Source organism: Cardiobacterium sp. (genome assembly GCF_057314735.1).
The window spans coordinates 20,125-34,983 of record NZ_DBHKZK010000034.1; the positions used below are offsets into that span (position 1 = coordinate 20,125).

Here is a 14,859-nt window from a genome sequence, read left to right on the forward strand (position 1 = left end):
TCTCCCTCATATTCGCCCCCTTCCCGGCGCGGGGAGGGGGCTCTGTTTTCCAACCTGCAAGGAGACTGCATGACCGCCCTGTTTACCACCGCCTTCATCTATCTCGCCGCCGCCGTCCTCATCGTGCCGCTGTCAAAACGCCTCGGCCTCGGATCGGTACTCGGCTACCTGCTCGCCGGGATTCTCATCGGCCCCGCGCTCGGCCTCGTCGGCCAGGAAACGCACGACATCCAGCACGTCGCCGAATTTGGCGTGGTGATGATGCTCTTCCTCGTCGGCCTGGAGCTGGAACCGGCGATGCTGTGGAAACTGCGCGCCAAACTGCTCGGCCTCGGCGGTCTGCAAGTACTGGGTACCATCGCCGCCATTGCCGTCATCGCCCTGCTGCTCGGCCAGCCGTGGCAGGTCGCCATCGCCGCCGGTTGCGTGCTGGCGCTTTCTTCCACCGCCATCGTCCTGCAAACACTGGGCGAAAAAGGCCTGCTGAACAGTCCCGGCGGGCAGGCGAGTTTTTCCGTGCTGCTCTTTCAGGACATCGCCGTTATCCCAATGCTGGCGCTGCTGCCGCTGATTGCCATTCCGGAACTAATCGCCCTCGCACACGGTGGCGGTCATGAGAGTCTGACCCTGCTCGACGGCCTGCCCGGCTACCTCAAGGCCATCGTCATCCTCGCCATCGTCGGCGGCCTCATCCTCGGTTTCCACTATCTTTCGCATCCCTTCCTCGGCTACATCGCCCGCTCCCGCCTGCGCGAAGTCTATACCGCCACCGCCTTGATGCTCGTCGTCGGCATCAGCGCGCTGATGAGCCTCATCGGCCTCTCGCCCGCCCTCGGCGCCTTCATCGCGGGCGTTGTCCTTGCCGACAGCGAATACCGGCACGAGCTGGAAAGCACGCTGGAGCCGTTCAAAGGCCTGTTGCTCGGCCTCTTCTTCATCACCGTCGGCGCGGGCATCGACTTCGAGCTGCTCTTTGGCGAATTTCCGCTCATCCTCGGCCTCACCGTGGCAGTAATGGCGGTCAAGGCGGGCGTGCTTTATGCCCTCGGCAAAGTTTTCCGCCTGCGCGGTACCAGCCTGCCGCTCTTTACCCTGGCGCTGGCGCAGGCGGGCGAATTTGGCTTCGTCCTCCTCTCCTTTACCGTGCAGCACGGCGACCTGCCGCAGGACACCGCCGAACGGCTGCTGCTGGTCGTCGCCCTCTCCATGCTGCTGACGCCGCTGCTCTTCATCGCCTACGACAAACTGCTCGCGCCGCGCGCCAGCGGCGACACCCACAGCCGCGAAGCCGACACCATCGAAGAAGAAAACCCCATCATCATCCTCGGCCACGGTCGCGTCGGCCAACTGGTGGACAACCTGCTGCTCTGCTGCGGACACCACACCACCGTCATCGACTACGACGTGGAAACCGTGGAAGGCCTGTCGCGCTTCGGCGTCAAAAGCTACTTCGGCGACGCCAGCCAACCGGCGCTGCTCGCCGCCGCCGGCATCGACAAGGCACAACTGCTGATTATCGCCATCGACCAGCGCGAGCAGGCGGTTGCCATCACCGAACACGTCCGCCGCGCGCATCCCGGCCTGCCCATCATCGCCCGCGCTTACGACCGCATCCATGTCTATGAACTCTACCAGGCGGGCGCGACCGCCATCATCCGCGAAACCTTCGACGGCGCCATCCGCGTGGGGCGCACCGCGCTGGAAATGCTCGGCATGGACGCGGCAAAAGCGAAAGAAATCAGCGAGTTTTACTACCACCGCGACCGCCACGGCGTGCAGCAAATGGCAGATGCCTACGACCCTGCGCTGCCGCGCTTCGGCAACGAACGCATGGCGGCCATTGCCAAGGTCAATAACGCCATCACCCGCGAAATGATCGCGACCCTGCTGCGCGGCGAGCCGGTGGACTGGCAGCCGCGCGAAGATAGCGCGACGCGGCACAAGGGCTAGAGGCTGTTTGCAATTTAGCCGTGAGCCTTTCGCGCAAAATCATCGTGTTATGACCAATTACTATCGTTCGGGCGGTTACGGACTTAGTCCTAACCGCCCCTACGGGCTTTGCCCTGAAGGGGGAGAGATATGATTGCTGCCCTCACCCCAACCCCTCTCCCAGAGGGACTGGAACAGCTCGCTCAGCGAGAGAGGGGCTTATCCGCCGAATTGCAACCACCCCCCTAAAACCCGATAAAAAGCCCTCCGTGTGGAGGGCTTTTCTTTGCGCGCGATACGGCAGGCGGTTATGGCGTGGCCGGGGCGCTGTCGCCGTCTTCTTTTTTCATGAAGTAATTCATCCCCGCCTTGAGCAGTGCGGGCGACATGATGACCGAGCTGACGGTGTCGGCGGAGAGTGTCGCGGGCAAGGTGGCGAGGTTGCTGACGATGTTCATCACGTCCGCCTCGCGCTTGCTGTGGCGTACCTTGATTTCGATGGGCAGGTTTTTGTCCTGCTGGAAGCGCTGGTCGTAGGGCAGGTTCGGCGGTTTGATAAACAGCGAGCCATTCATCGGCAGGCAGCGGCCATAGGCGGGCTCGTTGCCGATTTTGCGCGGCTGGAAGTCCAGCGCCTGCAATTTGGCGACTTCCGTCGGCTCGGTGGTGTCGTAGCGCAGGCAGACTTCGCTGGAGAAATGCTGGCGGTCTTTTTCATCCAGAATCACCGTCAATACCTGATAGGTTTTGCTGCCACTCTGGTCGGTAAAGAGGAATTGGCGCGGCAGGTCGCTGGTCAGTACCCGCATCAACTCTGCCGATTCGGCCTTGTTTACCGCAAACCAGTAGATTTGTCCGACGAGAATCAGGCTGCCCGCCTGCAGTGGCGGGCGGTCTTCGCTGACCTGGCCGAAGGCGACGAGGTTGTCGCCGCCAAAGGTACGGTCGTCGTTGACGGTGGTGAGCGGCGGGTTTTTCGTCCATTGTTGTGCGGTCATGCAGCCGCCGAGGGCCAGGGCGACGGCGAGGGTGAGCATTTTGCGGGGCATCAGAGTCTCCGTAAGGGGTTTGTCCAAGTATAGCCATCCACCGAAAGCCTCATACTGTGTTGCGTCGCCTCGCCGTACAACCGCGTACTGCCTTCGGCGACGCGCCTTGTCTGAAACTTTCGGTGGATGGCTATATAGCGCAATGAAAAAGCCCGCCGTAGCGGGCTGTCTGGTCGGGCTGGAATCAGCGCAGCATCAGCAGTGCCTTGCCGTTGACGCGGACTTCGTCGCCGTTGACGTCGATTTGCAACGGGTAATTGCCATCGCCATCGGCAGGCAGGCGATCCTTGCCGAGTGCGAGGGTGAGCAGCGGCAAGAGACCGCTGTCGCGGGCGAAATCGCCATAGAGGATAAACTCGCCACGGGTGCCGTTCAGTTGGGCGATGTTGTATGGCGGCGGGAACAGCAGCGGGAAGAGCAGGCTGCCGCTGACATGGGTAATCTGTTCGTGATTGCTGCTGACGATGAGGCGGTTGCCGTCCGCCTCCTGCTGGAGCGAGAGGTAAAGGCGATCGCCGTTGAGTGCCTTGGCGACGGGCAGGTCGAAGGTCGGGCTGGTTTGCACCTCCAGATTGCGCAGGCTGCCGTTGTCGCGGTGATAGGCGGTGATGGTGCTGTGTTGCAGGCGCTGGCTCGCCACTTTGCCCGCGCTGCCCTTGCGCTTGATGGTGATGTCTTCAATGCGGTATTTCTGCTCGGCGCGGGTGAGGCTGCCTTGCAGATTGAACAGGGTAATGCCCTGTTCCTCGTCGCTGGCGAGATCGCGACGGACGAGGTTCAGTTGGGCGGCGCTCAGGCGCAGCGTTTCGCCATCGCTGTGGCAGGTACCGCTGCTGCGGGCGAGATCAATACTGCGGCGGCCTTCCAGCCATTGCTGCCTGCCGAGCAGCCATTCGCCGTTGCCACGACCGGGAGTGCGGATATGGCTGTGCCAGCCCAGGGTGAGGCCGTCGCTGTCGAGATTGGCGGTACGGTTCGGCGCGATGCGGATGAACTGGTGTATCTGCCCCAAAATGGCGATGCGCGTTTGCAGTTGCAAGTGGTTTTCCGGCAGGTAGGCGGCAAAACGGCCATCGCTTTTGCCGTTGGAAATGCTGGCACTGACGAGATTGATGCCGCTGTTAAACAGCGGCGCGTGATTGATGCGGGCGTGCAGGGTGGTGCTGTACCAGGTTGGCTGGCCGCTATAAGGGCGGAAACTGACGTGCAGCTCGGCCTGGCTGCTGAAATAGCCGCGCTGATAATGCTCAAGCTGCAGTTCCAGGCCTTTGCCGCGCAGGCGCAAGGCATCGGGGCCATCGAGGAAGGCACGCAACTGCCCCTCGATTTGCGGCGCGATGAAAGAGGGCGCGAGGATGGCGATGATGAGCCAGATGACGGCGATAAAGGCAAGGGTGCGTTTGATCATGGGCGCGGGCGTCCGGTTGCAGTTTGAGCGTGTAGTGTAGGGGCGGGCAGGGCGCTTGGCAAATAATTTGTGACGATTTGGTTAGAAACAGGATTATGCGATAGCGATGCGCGCCGCATCACAAAAAAACGCGCCAGACGGCGCGCGTTGGTTAGCCATTTTTGCGATAGCGCAAATCCCAGACGCCGTGGCCGAGGCGTTCGCCCCGGCGCTCGAATTTGGTTTGTGGCCGCCACTCGGGGCGCGGCGCGTAGCCGTCGGCGTTGCCGAGGTTGTGCCATTTCGGGTCGCCCGCGAAGACGTCGCGCATCCATTCGGCGTATGCCGCCCAGTCGGTGGCGCAGTGGATTTCGCCGCCCGCGCGCAGTTTGTGCCAGATGAGGTCGGTGAAGGGCTGCTGCACGATGCGGCGCTTGTGGTGGCGCGCTTTCGGCCAGGGGTCGGGGAAGTAGATTTGCACGCGCGCGAGCGTGCCGTCGGCGACGTGGTCGCGCAGGATGGCTACGGCATCGTGGCGGATGAGGCGCAGGTTGTCGATGCCAGCGGCGGCGGCGGCAAGCATGGCGTGGCCGACGCCGGGGCGGTGGACTTCGATGCCGATGTAGCCCGCTTGCGGCGCGGCAGCGGCCATTTGTACGAGGCTGTCGCCATTGCCGAAGCCGATTTCGAGAATGAGGTCGCGCGCATCATTAAAGAGTGCGGGCGCATCCAGCCGCAGCGCGTCATCGACTTCCAGTCCGTAACGCGGCCAATGGTCGGCGAAGGCGCGTTCCTGCCCGGCGGTGATGCGTCCCTGGCGCAGGACGTAGCTGCGGATGGCGCGCTTTTTGTCCGCTTCAGTCGCGTTTGTCATGTTCGATGATGGCGTAGGCGGAGTGGTTGTGGATGGATTCAAAGTTTTCGGAGGAGACGCGGTACGCCTTGATACGCGGGTCGGCGTTCAGGCGGGCGGCGACGTCGCGCACGATGTCTTCGACGAATTTCGGGTTTTCGTAGGCGCGCTCGGTGACGTATTTTTCGTCCGGTCGCTTCAGTGTCGCCCAGATTTCGCAGGAGCCTTCTTCTTCGCCGATGCGGATGAGGTCTTCAAAGGTAAACGGCGTTTTTTCGTCGTATTCGGCGTGGATGATGATGTGCGAGCGCTGGTTGTGCGCGCCGTATTTGGAGATTTCTTTGGAGCAGGGGCAGAGGCTGGTGACGGCGATGGTGATTTCGGCGCTGACGATGCAGTCCTCCACGCCGCCGTCGGCGATGAGGGTCACTTCGTAATCGAGCAGGCTTTCGGTTTTGCTGACCGGCGCCTGTTTTTTCACGAAATAGGGGAAGGTGAGGATGATGCTGCCTTCGGTGGCGTTCAACCGCTTCAGCATTTCCGCGTGCAGCGCGGCGAAGCTGTCGAGGCTGATGGTGCCCGCTTCATTCAGCAGGTGGATGAAGCGCGACATATGCGTGCCTTTTTGCTGGTGCGGCAGGGCGACGGTCATCTCTGCGGTGGCGACGGTCGGCTGCGCGCCGTCAGGGGTGGCGACGTGCAGCGGGATGCGGATGTCGCGGATGCCGACGCGGGTAATGGCGATGTGGCGGGTATCGGGTTTTCCCTGAACGTCAGGGATGGTCGTTTGGTTCATGGTGTTGGCTTTCGCGTGGTTAAAAGGCGGCTATTATCGTTTGTACGACAGGGGGCTGCAATGTGGGGAGGCGGCGGTGGCAGGAACAGTTAGACCAGAAGTCCGAAAAATTTGTCGGCGATTAATTCTTTACGCGCCTTGATAAAATCATCAAACCTGTCCATCCCCCATAATTCCCTGTCTTTGGGAATCAGGTGGCGCTCCAGATAAGCATCATCCTTATCCTTGAACCATTCCACTGGCGAGGCATCACCTTTGCCACCGGCACCGTTTTCTTCACGCGTCAGCAGCATACAGTTTGCCAACTGGTCGCGTTGGTGTTTGTTATATTTCATGACAGGCTTTCCTGTTTCAGGATTCTTTGTTTTTATTGCCTTTAACCTGCTTTGCGGGAATATATGATCTATCTGGAGAAGGTTGTTGTCATAGGCAGGTGTATTGGAGGTATTTTGATACCAAAGGCTCATAATCAGGTGGATATTCTTTGAACCATATCCCATTGCAAAAAATCGGTCTTTGGTAATTTCGAGGCTGCGATTTTGATCGCGAATGACGCGGTAGCATTCCTCTGCATCAAATCCATTGCGTTCTCTAATTTTTCTCACCAGTGTATCGATAATCTGGTCTGGCTGTCCGCTAAAGGCACCACTTAATAGTGTGCGTATCAGGAATGTATCCATATCTTTGGCTGTCTTCCAGGCTGGCGGATAATGATAATGTACATAGATGAGCGGGATGAGTGCCAGGTAAGAAGGTAATGCCTTGTCGTCTTTAACATAGGTTTTTTCGCGCACAAAATCCGCAACCGCCTTGATGGAATCACCCAGTTTGCTCCACTGCTTTTCGATAGCTTCACGAACGCCGGGTTGACGGAATTTGGATACTTCATACCGTGCGCCCTGATCCAGTAGCACCAGGCAGGTCTTGAGAACAAAATCGCGGTTAAAAGCGAAGCCATGCCGGTTCACCTCACCTAGCAGTTCCTCCATGCGATCGTCTGCGACGTCCCATGTGGCATTAAGCAATGAAAACAACAGGTCTGATTTTTCCAGTTTAGTACCACCAGAGTTGGCACGGATAAAGATTTCTACCACATCGTCATCGGAGTAAAGTTCCGGATTGTCAATGCTGTCGAGTTCTTGATAGGTAATTACTTCTTCCATTTTGAAGGTACGATCTATCAGATCAAGATTGGTTTCTATCTGCTCTTTTTCACGCTCTGTAAAAGTACGTTCAAGTTTGGTCTCCATATCTTTGATTAACCCGGGCTTCTTTTTTGTGGTCATTACCAGTTCTTTGAATTTTATCCAGGGGAATACCGCATCAGTATTCTTTTGAAATTTGAAGTGGTATTTGATGTCATCTGGCGGGACGCCAATATCATCACTCAATATGTCAAAATACAATTCCCGCCCGGCAAAGCTGCCACATAAGCCAATGTAGAGGCTTTGCAAGCGCTGTTGTCCGTCCAGTACCAGACATTTCTTTTCGCCGTCTTCCGGAACGTAGGAATTACTTGGTACAAGATCTGCTCTCCAGTTATCGATAAATTTGCGACGGCGTATTTCGCTTTTGGTTTTCCAAACCAGGAGTGTGCTGATGGGATACTCGCGCAAGATGGAATCAAACAGGCGGCAGATTTGTTCTTCACTCCATACAAATGACCGCTGAATATTGGGTAGCCAGAAGCCGCCCTCTTCCTCTGGAATATTCAGGAAACTGACTATTTTCCGGATGGTTTGTTTTTGGTTTTTCATGTGTTTCTCCTGGGAATGAAACGGCTTCGTTACGTGGGGTGAAGTGAAGTTTTTATGGCCATTTACATACACGTTCACCGCTATTGTGTATGTAAATGGCAGCTTGCGAATGTTGTCGGTCAGCCGTCTTTGCCCAGACGCGGTACGGCGCTGTCGCTGCCGCTGCCGTCGGTGATGAGGCCGGTCTCGATGTAGAGCGCCAGTTTGGCGCGGGTGTCGCTGATGTCGAGGTTGCGCAGGGTGAGTTGGCCGATGCGGTCTGCCGGGGTGAAGGCGGCGTTTTCGATTTTTTCCATGGAGAGGCGCTCCGGTGCGTAGGTGAGGTTCGGCGATTCGGTGTTGAGGAAGCTGTAGTCGTTGCCTCGGCGCAGCTCGAGGGTGACTTCGCCGGTGATGGCTTTTGCCACCCAGCGTTGCGCGGTTTCACGCAGCATCAGCGCCTGCGGGTCAAACCAGCGGCCCTGGTAGAGCAGGCGGCCAAGGCGGATGCCGTTGATGCGGTATTGTTCGATGGTGTCTTCGTTATGGATGCCGCTGACGAGGCGTTCGTAGGCGATGTGCAGCAGTGCCATGCCGGGCGCTTCGTAGATGCCGCGTGATTTGGCTTCGATAATGCGGTTTTCGATTTGATCGCTCATGCCGAGGCCGTGCCGCCCGCCGATGCGGTTTGCTTCGAGCATGAGTTCGACCGGGTCGGGGTATTCGCGTCCGTTGAGCGCAACCGGCACGCCTTCGGCAAAGCGCACCCGCACGGTTTCCGGCTTGATGGCGATGTCTTCGCGCCAGAAGGCGACGCCCATGATCGGGGCGACGATACGCACGCTGCTGTCGAGTTGTTCGAGGTCTTTGGCTTCGTGGGTGGCGCCGAGGAGGTTGGAGTCGGTGGAATAGGCTTTTTCCGCGCTCATTTTGTAGTTGAAGCCGTTGTCGGTGAGGAATTGGGACATTTCCGCACGGCCGCCGAATTCGTCAATAAAGCGCTGATCCAGCCAGGGTTTGTAGATTTTGAGGTGCGGGTTGGTCATCAGACCGTAGCGGTAGAAGCGCTCAATGTCGTTGCCCTTGAAGGTGCTGCCGTCGCCCCAGATGTGGACGTCATCTTCCTGCATTGCCGCGACTAGCATGGTGCCGGTGACGGCGCGGCCGAGCGGGGTGGTGTTGTAGTAGGTGAGGCCACCGGTGGTGACGTGAAAGGCGTTGCTTTGGATGGCATTGATGGCCTCGCGCACCAGCTGGCTGCGGCAGTCAATGAGCCGCGCCTGCTCGGCGCCGTATTCTTTGGCTTTGCGCGGGATGGCATCGTAGTCGCTTTCGTCCGGCTGGCCGAGGTTGGCGGTGTAGGCGAAGGGACGCGCGCCTTTTTGTTTCATCCACAACAGCGCAGCGGAGGTATCCAGCCCGCCGGAGAACGCGATGCCGACTTTTTCGCCGACGGGCAGGTGTTGCAGGATGGTTGCTTGACTCATGACAGTTTCCTCTTGAGGTTAAAGGGAACCGCATTTTATCGCCTTTGCCGCAGTGCGGCGGCGATTCGGACACAAAAAACGGGCGGGCATCGCTGCACCGCCCGCCACATGGAGAACCGGTTTAATTGACCATGCAACGCACCGGCGCGAATTGCCCCGGGATTTGCGCATGACAGCGCCAGTCAAGGATGCCGTTGGGAATTTGGTAGAGTTCAAAAGTCAGGCTGCCATTTTGCAGACCGTCGTATGCTTCGTTGTTGAAGGACAATTCGATGCTGTTGCCTTGCAGATTCTCATTGTTCACTTTCACATTGATGTCGTAGTAATTGCCGTCGCGCTCGTAGTAGGGCATGGTGGACGGGAACGCCTGCTCGGCACGGATGTAATCCATTACGCTCTTGCCAGCCTTGACCAGCTCGCCATAGGCGGCTTCTGCCTGCTTTTTCGCCTGATAGCTGTCATAAAACGGTTTGCCAGCAAAGAAGGCGACCAGCAAGGCGCCCGCCAGCATTCCCAGAAAGACGAAGGAACGCCCCATCGAGAGAAATTTGTTACGCGAGGCAATGCTTTTTTCCCATTCTTCCAGCTCAACCGTCATCTGGTTGTAGCGCGCCTTTTGCGCGTTACGCAGTGCTTCTTCGCTGCCATATTCCTTGCCGCTGACATCGACAAAGGTTTGCTTCGGCTTCTGCTCCCCCTTGATTTGAAAGGAAACGTAATAATCGCCACGCAATGCGCCATCAATGCCGAGTTCGTCGTCATAGGCACCGCGTTTTTCCGGATCGGAAAGGGTTTCGTCAATCTTTTTGAGGGTAGCGGCGTATCGGCCTTCCGTATCCTTCCGGCGCAGCGCCTCAATCGCCTGGCGGATTTCCTGCACGCCAGCGGTCGTTTTGATACCCAAGATGCGGTAATAATTGTGTGTTGTCGCAGCCATAAATATTTCCTTAGGAGAGTCGCGGCGAAGCCCCTGAAATTCCTCAGGGTTACAGTCCTTGCCAGCCACGGTTGAGTCATGCGGACGTTACTATGATGTGTCAAAATTGTAATCTATCCCTCCCGGAAAAAGCAAAACATTTTTTACTCATGATGTTACCGCGCTTCGCCAATCGCATCATTGGCGCGCTCCGCGTCGCGCAACACATCCAACGCCACCCGACCTTCCACCTGTGCGCCGCAACCATCGGCGCTGGCCGACAGCGTGCTGCATGACATGACAAAATCAAACCCTTCCAGCTCCGGCTGATGACGCGGCTGGCCGTAGCTGCCCGCCTCCTGCACCCCGTGCTGCGCCAGCAGCTCATTAAAGAACGCGGCAAAACGCGGTACGTGCGGCGCGTTCGCCTGTTGGCGGAACCCTTCCGCCGGCAAGAGTGCTTGCAAATCCTCGGGCAAACACGCCGCGACACGGTCGCCCTTGCCGAAATACCAGAAGCGGCGGCTGGTCAGCGCCTGTTGCCCTTCCTCCACATCGCGCGCGAAATCGGCGGCGGTATGCCCCGACCATGACGGCAGCGGATTGCGGCTGTTTGGCGGGAAAATCGCATCCGCCGCATCCAGCACATTGCGCGGTACGCGACGACGCTCACCCGTGCGGCATTGCGCGCTGTATTCCGGCCACGGCAGCGCCTCATCAACGACAAAAGCGAACACCAGCCGCACCCGGCCATCCTCGCCGGACAGCCCCAGCAACACATCATCCGCCCGCGCCTGCGCCCGCACCTGCGGTTGCGACAGGGCAAACGACGCCAGGCCGTCGCGCACAAACGGCGCACAGCCGCCATCAAAAAACACCGGAAACGAGAACAGGCGGGCATTCGCGGCAACAACAAACATAAAAACCTCCATTACAAAAACAGCGGCATTCTACGCGCCGCCTGCCAGAAAAGCCCGTACAATGCCGCCCATAGCCCAAACCCGCACAACCGAAAACATGGACATTGCCGAAAAACTCAAACACTACCTCGAAAACCTCGCCGCCCGTGGCCTCACCAGCGCGCTCAACCCCGGCGCAGGCGACGCCGAACTGAAAAACTTTGAAAGCGAACACGGCGTGCGCCTGCCCGACAGCCTCGCCGCCATCTACCGCGCCTTCAACGGCCAAATCCACGACCGCATCCCGCCGGGCGAACCGCGCTGGCTGGGGCTGGACGAAATCTACGGCAAACAACAAGAATGGCGCGAATTTTGCGAAAACTACTACGGCAAACACTGGCCGCAAGTGCGCCTGCCGCACATCGACGCCGCAGGACTGGCGAAAAACACCCTCTACAACCCCTTCTGGATACCCTTCATGGCGGACAACGAAGGCTTCTACTGCATCGACTACGACCCCGAACCCCAGGGTACCAGCGGCCAGGTCATCTACGCCCAAATCAACACCGAACCCGAAAACAGCAACATCCTCCACTTGGACGACAGCTTCGCACTGTGGTTTGACAGCCACGCGCACGCCATCACCACCCACCGCCACGCCGTCAGCCTCGCCACCCTGCTCGACGAATACCTCGCCCTGCAAAAAGCCAACCCGGCGCTGCCGCACAACCCGCCCGCCAACCCGAACGACATCCGCATCAGCGAGCACCTCTACGGCGTTCGCTTCCCCGCCACCCTCAAAAAAATCTGGAGCGTGTTTAACGGCTACAGCGCCCCCACCGCTGATGGCGAACGCTGGATTGGCCACCAGGACATCGCCGCCGTACAAAAAATGTGGCAGGAAAAAGTGCGCGAACGCATCAATGGCGACCCCAATGACACCGTCCGCCCCGACGCCGACCAAACCAGCCAAACCCAACCGTACTACACCCACCCGTCCTGGCTGCCCGTGTACCAAAGCGGCGACATCCTCATCGCACTCGACTACGCCCCGACCGAAGACGGCAGCGACGGCCAGCCGCTGGTCATCTACAACACCGCCGACTACGAAATCCTCGCCGATTACGACAGCTTCGACGAATGGCTCTACACCTACCTCAGCTACCAGCTCTACCCCGAAGACGACGAGCCGGCGCATATCGCCGCTGCCAGCGCCAACTACCGCCGTGAAATCACCAGCCACCTCGAACAATACCTCGGCCCCGTCACCGCCACCTTCCGCCGCGAAGACAGCGAAAGCCCGATAGACCTCCTCTGGTGGCGTCCCGGCGAAGGTCGCCCCTACCACACCCTCGCCACCCTCGGCCTCTCCGACCGGCCAATGGACATCCCGGACGAAATCCCGAACAAAACCGCCGCCGAACGTGCCGAACTGATGATCATGCTGCCGCCCGAATGGAACATCAGCCCGGACAACCTCAAAAGCGAACAGGGCTACTGGCCGATCGCCTGGCTCACCATGATCGCCGACTTCGCACGCACGCCGGGCAACTGGCTCGGCACCGGCCACATCTTCCCCAACGGCGAGCCGATGACCGCAATCGCCGACACGCCCTTCTCCGGCGTGCTGGTACTGCCGCCCTTTGTCAGCCACCCGCACGAATACTGCGTCTTCCACAGCCGCGACGGCACCCGCCTCAACCTCTACGCGCTCATCCCGCTCTACCCCGGCGAAATCGCACTCAAAACCCGGGAAGGACTGGACACCCTGCTCGAACACTTCGACGACAGCGGCATCAACAGCGAAATCGTCAATCCCCGCCGCAAGGACAGCAGCCGCTGAAGACAGGCAATACACCTTAAAGTCCCAGACACAGAATCCGCCATAGGGTGCGCCTCGGCGCACCATCCGGGTGATGACGATGATTTTGCGACTACGGCGGCGAGCCTTGTCTGAAACTTTCGGTGGATAGCTATAAACGCAAGGCGAAGACTGTGTTTATCGTCTTGCCGATGTGCCACGTTCCCGAAAATATCGCCCCATCTTCAGGAAAACAAAAAGAAAAAACAGCGCTATTGGCATCGTCCGTGCATTCATCTCCAACAAGCGCCATCCGGCGCGACCCGTAACCCATCAGGAGCGCATATGCCACAAACCCTCTACCAGGCGAGCGGCCTCACCGCCGACAACACCGACAAACTGAAAGATACCGGCATGAAAGTGCCCGGCGTCAAATGGGTGAACATCAACAACGGCAACATCGTCGTCACCCACGAAGACACCTTTGATGCTGATGCCTTCGCCGCTGCCCTGCATGGCGCAGACGGCAACGTCAGCCTGAGCCGCTAAACGGCAGTTAATCCCACAACGCAGCGCAAGCTGCGTTTTTTATGCAGCACAAAAATCGGCCAGGGCAGACCACGCGAAACCGCTAAAATAGCGCCCGAATCCTCGCTAATACCCGCGCCCGTCGTTGCTCCGCAGCGGCGGGCGTTTTCCCGCAGAACTCCCATGAACACACCCGAACCCGCTCCCGCCGTCACCCCCTGGGGCGTGCATCTCAAGCTGCTCGGCATGACCGCCCTCTGGGGCGCGTCTTACCCGTGGGCGAAAACCATCACCGGCGCGATGCCCATCCTCACCGCCGCCACCCTGCGCTTCCTCCTCGCCGCGCTCGTCCTGCTCTACTGGCTGCATCACCTGCGCCGCCTGCGCAGCCTGCTCACCCTCTCCCGCCGCCAATGGGGCGCGATGGCGCTGGCGGCGCTCTTCGGCATCACCGTCTATACCGCCAGCTTCATGTACGGCGTGCAGCGGATGCCGGCGGGCAAGGCAGCGGTATTGTTCGCGCTCAGCCCGGTGCTGACCCTGCTCTCGGCGGCGTGGTTTTTCGGCGAACGGCTGAACGCGCGCATCATCGCGGGAATGGCGCTTGCCGTCTGCGGCTCGGCGGTGGTCATCGCCCAGGGCAACCCGCTGACGCTGTTGCACGGCGGCATTGGTACCGGCGAAATCCTTATCGGCTTCTGCATCCTCTGCTGGACGGCCTACACCCTCATTGGCCGCCGCGTCCTCGGCGGCATGGATGCGCTGACCACTACCGTCTGCACCCTGTTCCTCGGCGCGCTGATGCTGCTGCCGTTCGCGCTCGCCATTGACGACACCGCCGCCTGGGGCGCACTCGCCCGCGCGCCGCGCGCCGCCTGGATTGCCATGCTCGGCATCGTCTTCGGCTCGACCGTACTCGCCTACGTCTGGTACTTCGACGGCATCCGCAACCTCGGTGCGGGGACGGCGGCGGGCTACCTTACCCTTGAGCCCGTCTTCGGCGTGCTGTTCGCCTCCCTCTGGCTGCACGAAAGCCTGCACTGGTCGCTGATTGCAGGCGGCAGCATCGCCTTCGCCGGGATGCTTTTGATGTATCTCGGACGGCGCGGTCTCAAAGCAAAACGGCAGCGTAGCGCAGCAAACTGAAGGCAATCGCCCACATCACCACGCCAACCACCGCGTCCAGCACGCGCCAGGTGAGCGGGCGGCGGAACAGCGGCAACAACAGGCGCGCACCAAAGCCCAGCGCGAAAAACCACAGCGCCGACGCTGCCACCGCGCCGCAGAGAAACAGCGCTTTGGCGGCAGGCGACAGCGTTCCGGCGATGCCGCCAACAATCACGACCGTATCCAGATAAACGTGCGGATTGAGCAGGGTAATCGCCAGCGTCAGCAGCACCGCCTGCCGCGCGCTGCCCGACGCGGTGGTGTCCTAAAATGTATGCTGATAAACGGCGGGCAAACAAAAAGCAACGGAG

The 14,859-nt window shown here is 59.5% G+C and carries 12 protein-coding genes and 1 pseudogene; 4 read left to right on the forward strand and 9 right to left on the reverse strand.

The genetic code is table 11. The annotated features are described in order from the left end of the window. Positions 1-69 precede the first annotated feature (69 nt). The gene (locus tag ACO54Z_RS03920) at positions 70-1,950 is read left to right on the forward strand and encodes a monovalent cation:proton antiporter-2 (CPA2) family protein (RefSeq protein WP_485995844.1); all 1,881 of its coding nucleotides are present in this window, start codon (positions 70-72) and stop codon (positions 1,948-1,950) included. Positions 1,951-2,237: 287 nt separating this feature from the next. On the opposite strand, the gene ACO54Z_RS03925 is transcribed toward ACO54Z_RS03920, so the two are convergent. The 8 genes from ACO54Z_RS03925 to ACO54Z_RS03960 all read right to left on the reverse strand — a co-directional run bounded on the left by ACO54Z_RS03925 (position 2,238) and on the right by ACO54Z_RS03960 (position 11,073). Next, positions 2,238-2,978 (reverse strand): hypothetical protein, encoded by a 741-nt coding sequence (locus ACO54Z_RS03925; protein WP_485995845.1) that lies wholly within the window; start codon positions 2,976-2,978, stop codon positions 2,238-2,240. Positions 2,979-3,162: 184 nt separating this feature from the next. Then, positions 3,163-4,386: a DUF945 family protein gene (locus ACO54Z_RS03930; RefSeq protein ID WP_485995846.1), complete on the reverse strand. Its 1,224-nt coding sequence runs from the start codon at positions 4,384-4,386 to the stop codon at positions 3,163-3,165. Positions 4,387-4,537: 151 nt separating this feature from the next. Beyond that, positions 4,538-5,239: a tRNA (guanosine(46)-N7)-methyltransferase TrmB gene (gene trmB / locus ACO54Z_RS03935; protein WP_485995847.1), complete on the reverse strand. Its 702-nt coding sequence runs from the start codon at positions 5,237-5,239 to the stop codon at positions 4,538-4,540. Continuing rightward, the gene (folE2, locus tag ACO54Z_RS03940; RefSeq protein ID WP_485995848.1) at positions 5,223-6,014 is read right to left on the reverse strand and encodes a GTP cyclohydrolase FolE2; all 792 of its coding nucleotides are present in this window, start codon (positions 6,012-6,014) and stop codon (positions 5,223-5,225) included. Before folE2 ends, trmB begins: the two co-directional genes overlap by 17 nt. 89 nt (positions 6,015-6,103) lie before the next feature. Beyond that, a complete protein-coding gene (locus ACO54Z_RS03945; RefSeq protein WP_485995849.1) occupies positions 6,104-7,771 on the reverse strand; it encodes a GmrSD restriction endonuclease domain-containing protein in 1,668 nt (555 codons plus the stop codon). Between the two features lie 119 nt (positions 7,772-7,890). Then, positions 7,891-9,237: an argininosuccinate synthase gene (argG, locus tag ACO54Z_RS03950; RefSeq protein WP_485995850.1), complete on the reverse strand. Its 1,347-nt coding sequence runs from the start codon at positions 9,235-9,237 to the stop codon at positions 7,891-7,893. Positions 9,238-9,358: 121 nt separating this feature from the next. After that, a complete protein-coding gene (locus tag ACO54Z_RS03955) occupies positions 9,359-10,174 on the reverse strand; it encodes a J domain-containing protein (RefSeq protein ID WP_485995851.1) in 816 nt (271 codons plus the stop codon). 155 nt (positions 10,175-10,329) lie between these two features. Next, the gene (locus ACO54Z_RS03960) at positions 10,330-11,073 is read right to left on the reverse strand and encodes an Nmad2 family putative nucleotide modification protein (protein WP_485995852.1); all 744 of its coding nucleotides are present in this window, start codon (positions 11,071-11,073) and stop codon (positions 10,330-10,332) included. A 97-nt stretch (positions 11,074-11,170) separates the two neighbouring features. Here ACO54Z_RS03960 and ACO54Z_RS03965 point away from each other — a divergent pair, with 97 nt between their 5' ends. The 3 genes from ACO54Z_RS03965 (at position 11,171) to ACO54Z_RS03975 (ending at position 14,527) form a co-directional block, all read left to right on the forward strand. Continuing rightward, positions 11,171-12,895 carry a suppressor of fused domain protein gene (locus tag ACO54Z_RS03965; protein ID WP_485995853.1) on the forward strand — a complete coding sequence of 575 codons (1,725 nt, stop codon included), beginning with the start codon at positions 11,171-11,173 and terminating at the stop codon, positions 12,893-12,895. Positions 12,896-13,198: 303 nt separating this feature from the next. Continuing rightward, positions 13,199-13,402, forward strand: coding sequence for a hypothetical protein (locus ACO54Z_RS03970; protein WP_298080741.1), 204 nt, complete (start codon positions 13,199-13,201; stop codon positions 13,400-13,402). 162 nt (positions 13,403-13,564) lie between these two features. Beyond that, the gene (locus ACO54Z_RS03975) at positions 13,565-14,527 is read left to right on the forward strand and encodes a DMT family transporter (protein ID WP_485995854.1); all 963 of its coding nucleotides are present in this window, start codon (positions 13,565-13,567) and stop codon (positions 14,525-14,527) included. Here ACO54Z_RS03975 and ACO54Z_RS03980 read toward each other — a convergent pair. Continuing rightward, a pseudogene (locus ACO54Z_RS03980) lies at positions 14,493-14,783 on the reverse strand (LysE/ArgO family amino acid transporter); the annotation flags it as partial. The gene ACO54Z_RS03975 and the pseudogene ACO54Z_RS03980 overlap by 35 nt on opposite strands. Positions 14,784-14,859 lie beyond the last annotated feature (76 nt).

Excerpts from the sequence above, each read along its gene's own strand:
- ACO54Z_RS03920 (WP_485995844.1), top strand. The coding sequence starts at position 70 with ATGACCGCCCTGTTTACCACCGCCTTCATCTATCTCGCCGCCGCCGTC.
- ACO54Z_RS03925 (WP_485995845.1), bottom strand. The coding sequence starts at position 2,978 with ATGCCCCGCAAAATGCTCACCCTCGCCGTCGCCCTGGCCCTCGGCGGC.
- ACO54Z_RS03930 (WP_485995846.1), bottom strand. The coding sequence starts at position 4,386 with ATGATCAAACGCACCCTTGCCTTTATCGCCGTCATCTGGCTCATCATC.
- trmB (WP_485995847.1), bottom strand. The coding sequence starts at position 5,239 with ATGACAAACGCGACTGAAGCGGACAAAAAGCGCGCCATCCGCAGCTAC.
- folE2 (WP_485995848.1), bottom strand. The coding sequence starts at position 6,014 with ATGAACCAAACGACCATCCCTGACGTTCAGGGAAAACCCGATACCCGC.
- ACO54Z_RS03945 (WP_485995849.1), bottom strand. The coding sequence starts at position 7,771 with ATGAAAAACCAAAAACAAACCATCCGGAAAATAGTCAGTTTCCTGAAT.
- argG (WP_485995850.1), bottom strand. The coding sequence starts at position 9,237 with ATGAGTCAAGCAACCATCCTGCAACACCTGCCCGTCGGCGAAAAAGTC.
- ACO54Z_RS03955 (WP_485995851.1), bottom strand. The coding sequence starts at position 10,174 with ATGGCTGCGACAACACACAATTATTACCGCATCTTGGGTATCAAAACG.
- ACO54Z_RS03960 (WP_485995852.1), bottom strand. The coding sequence starts at position 11,073 with ATGTTTGTTGTTGCCGCGAATGCCCGCCTGTTCTCGTTTCCGGTGTTT.
- ACO54Z_RS03965 (WP_485995853.1), top strand. The coding sequence starts at position 11,171 with ATGGACATTGCCGAAAAACTCAAACACTACCTCGAAAACCTCGCCGCC.
- ACO54Z_RS03970 (WP_298080741.1), top strand. The coding sequence starts at position 13,199 with ATGCCACAAACCCTCTACCAGGCGAGCGGCCTCACCGCCGACAACACC.
- ACO54Z_RS03975 (WP_485995854.1), top strand. The coding sequence starts at position 13,565 with ATGAACACACCCGAACCCGCTCCCGCCGTCACCCCCTGGGGCGTGCAT.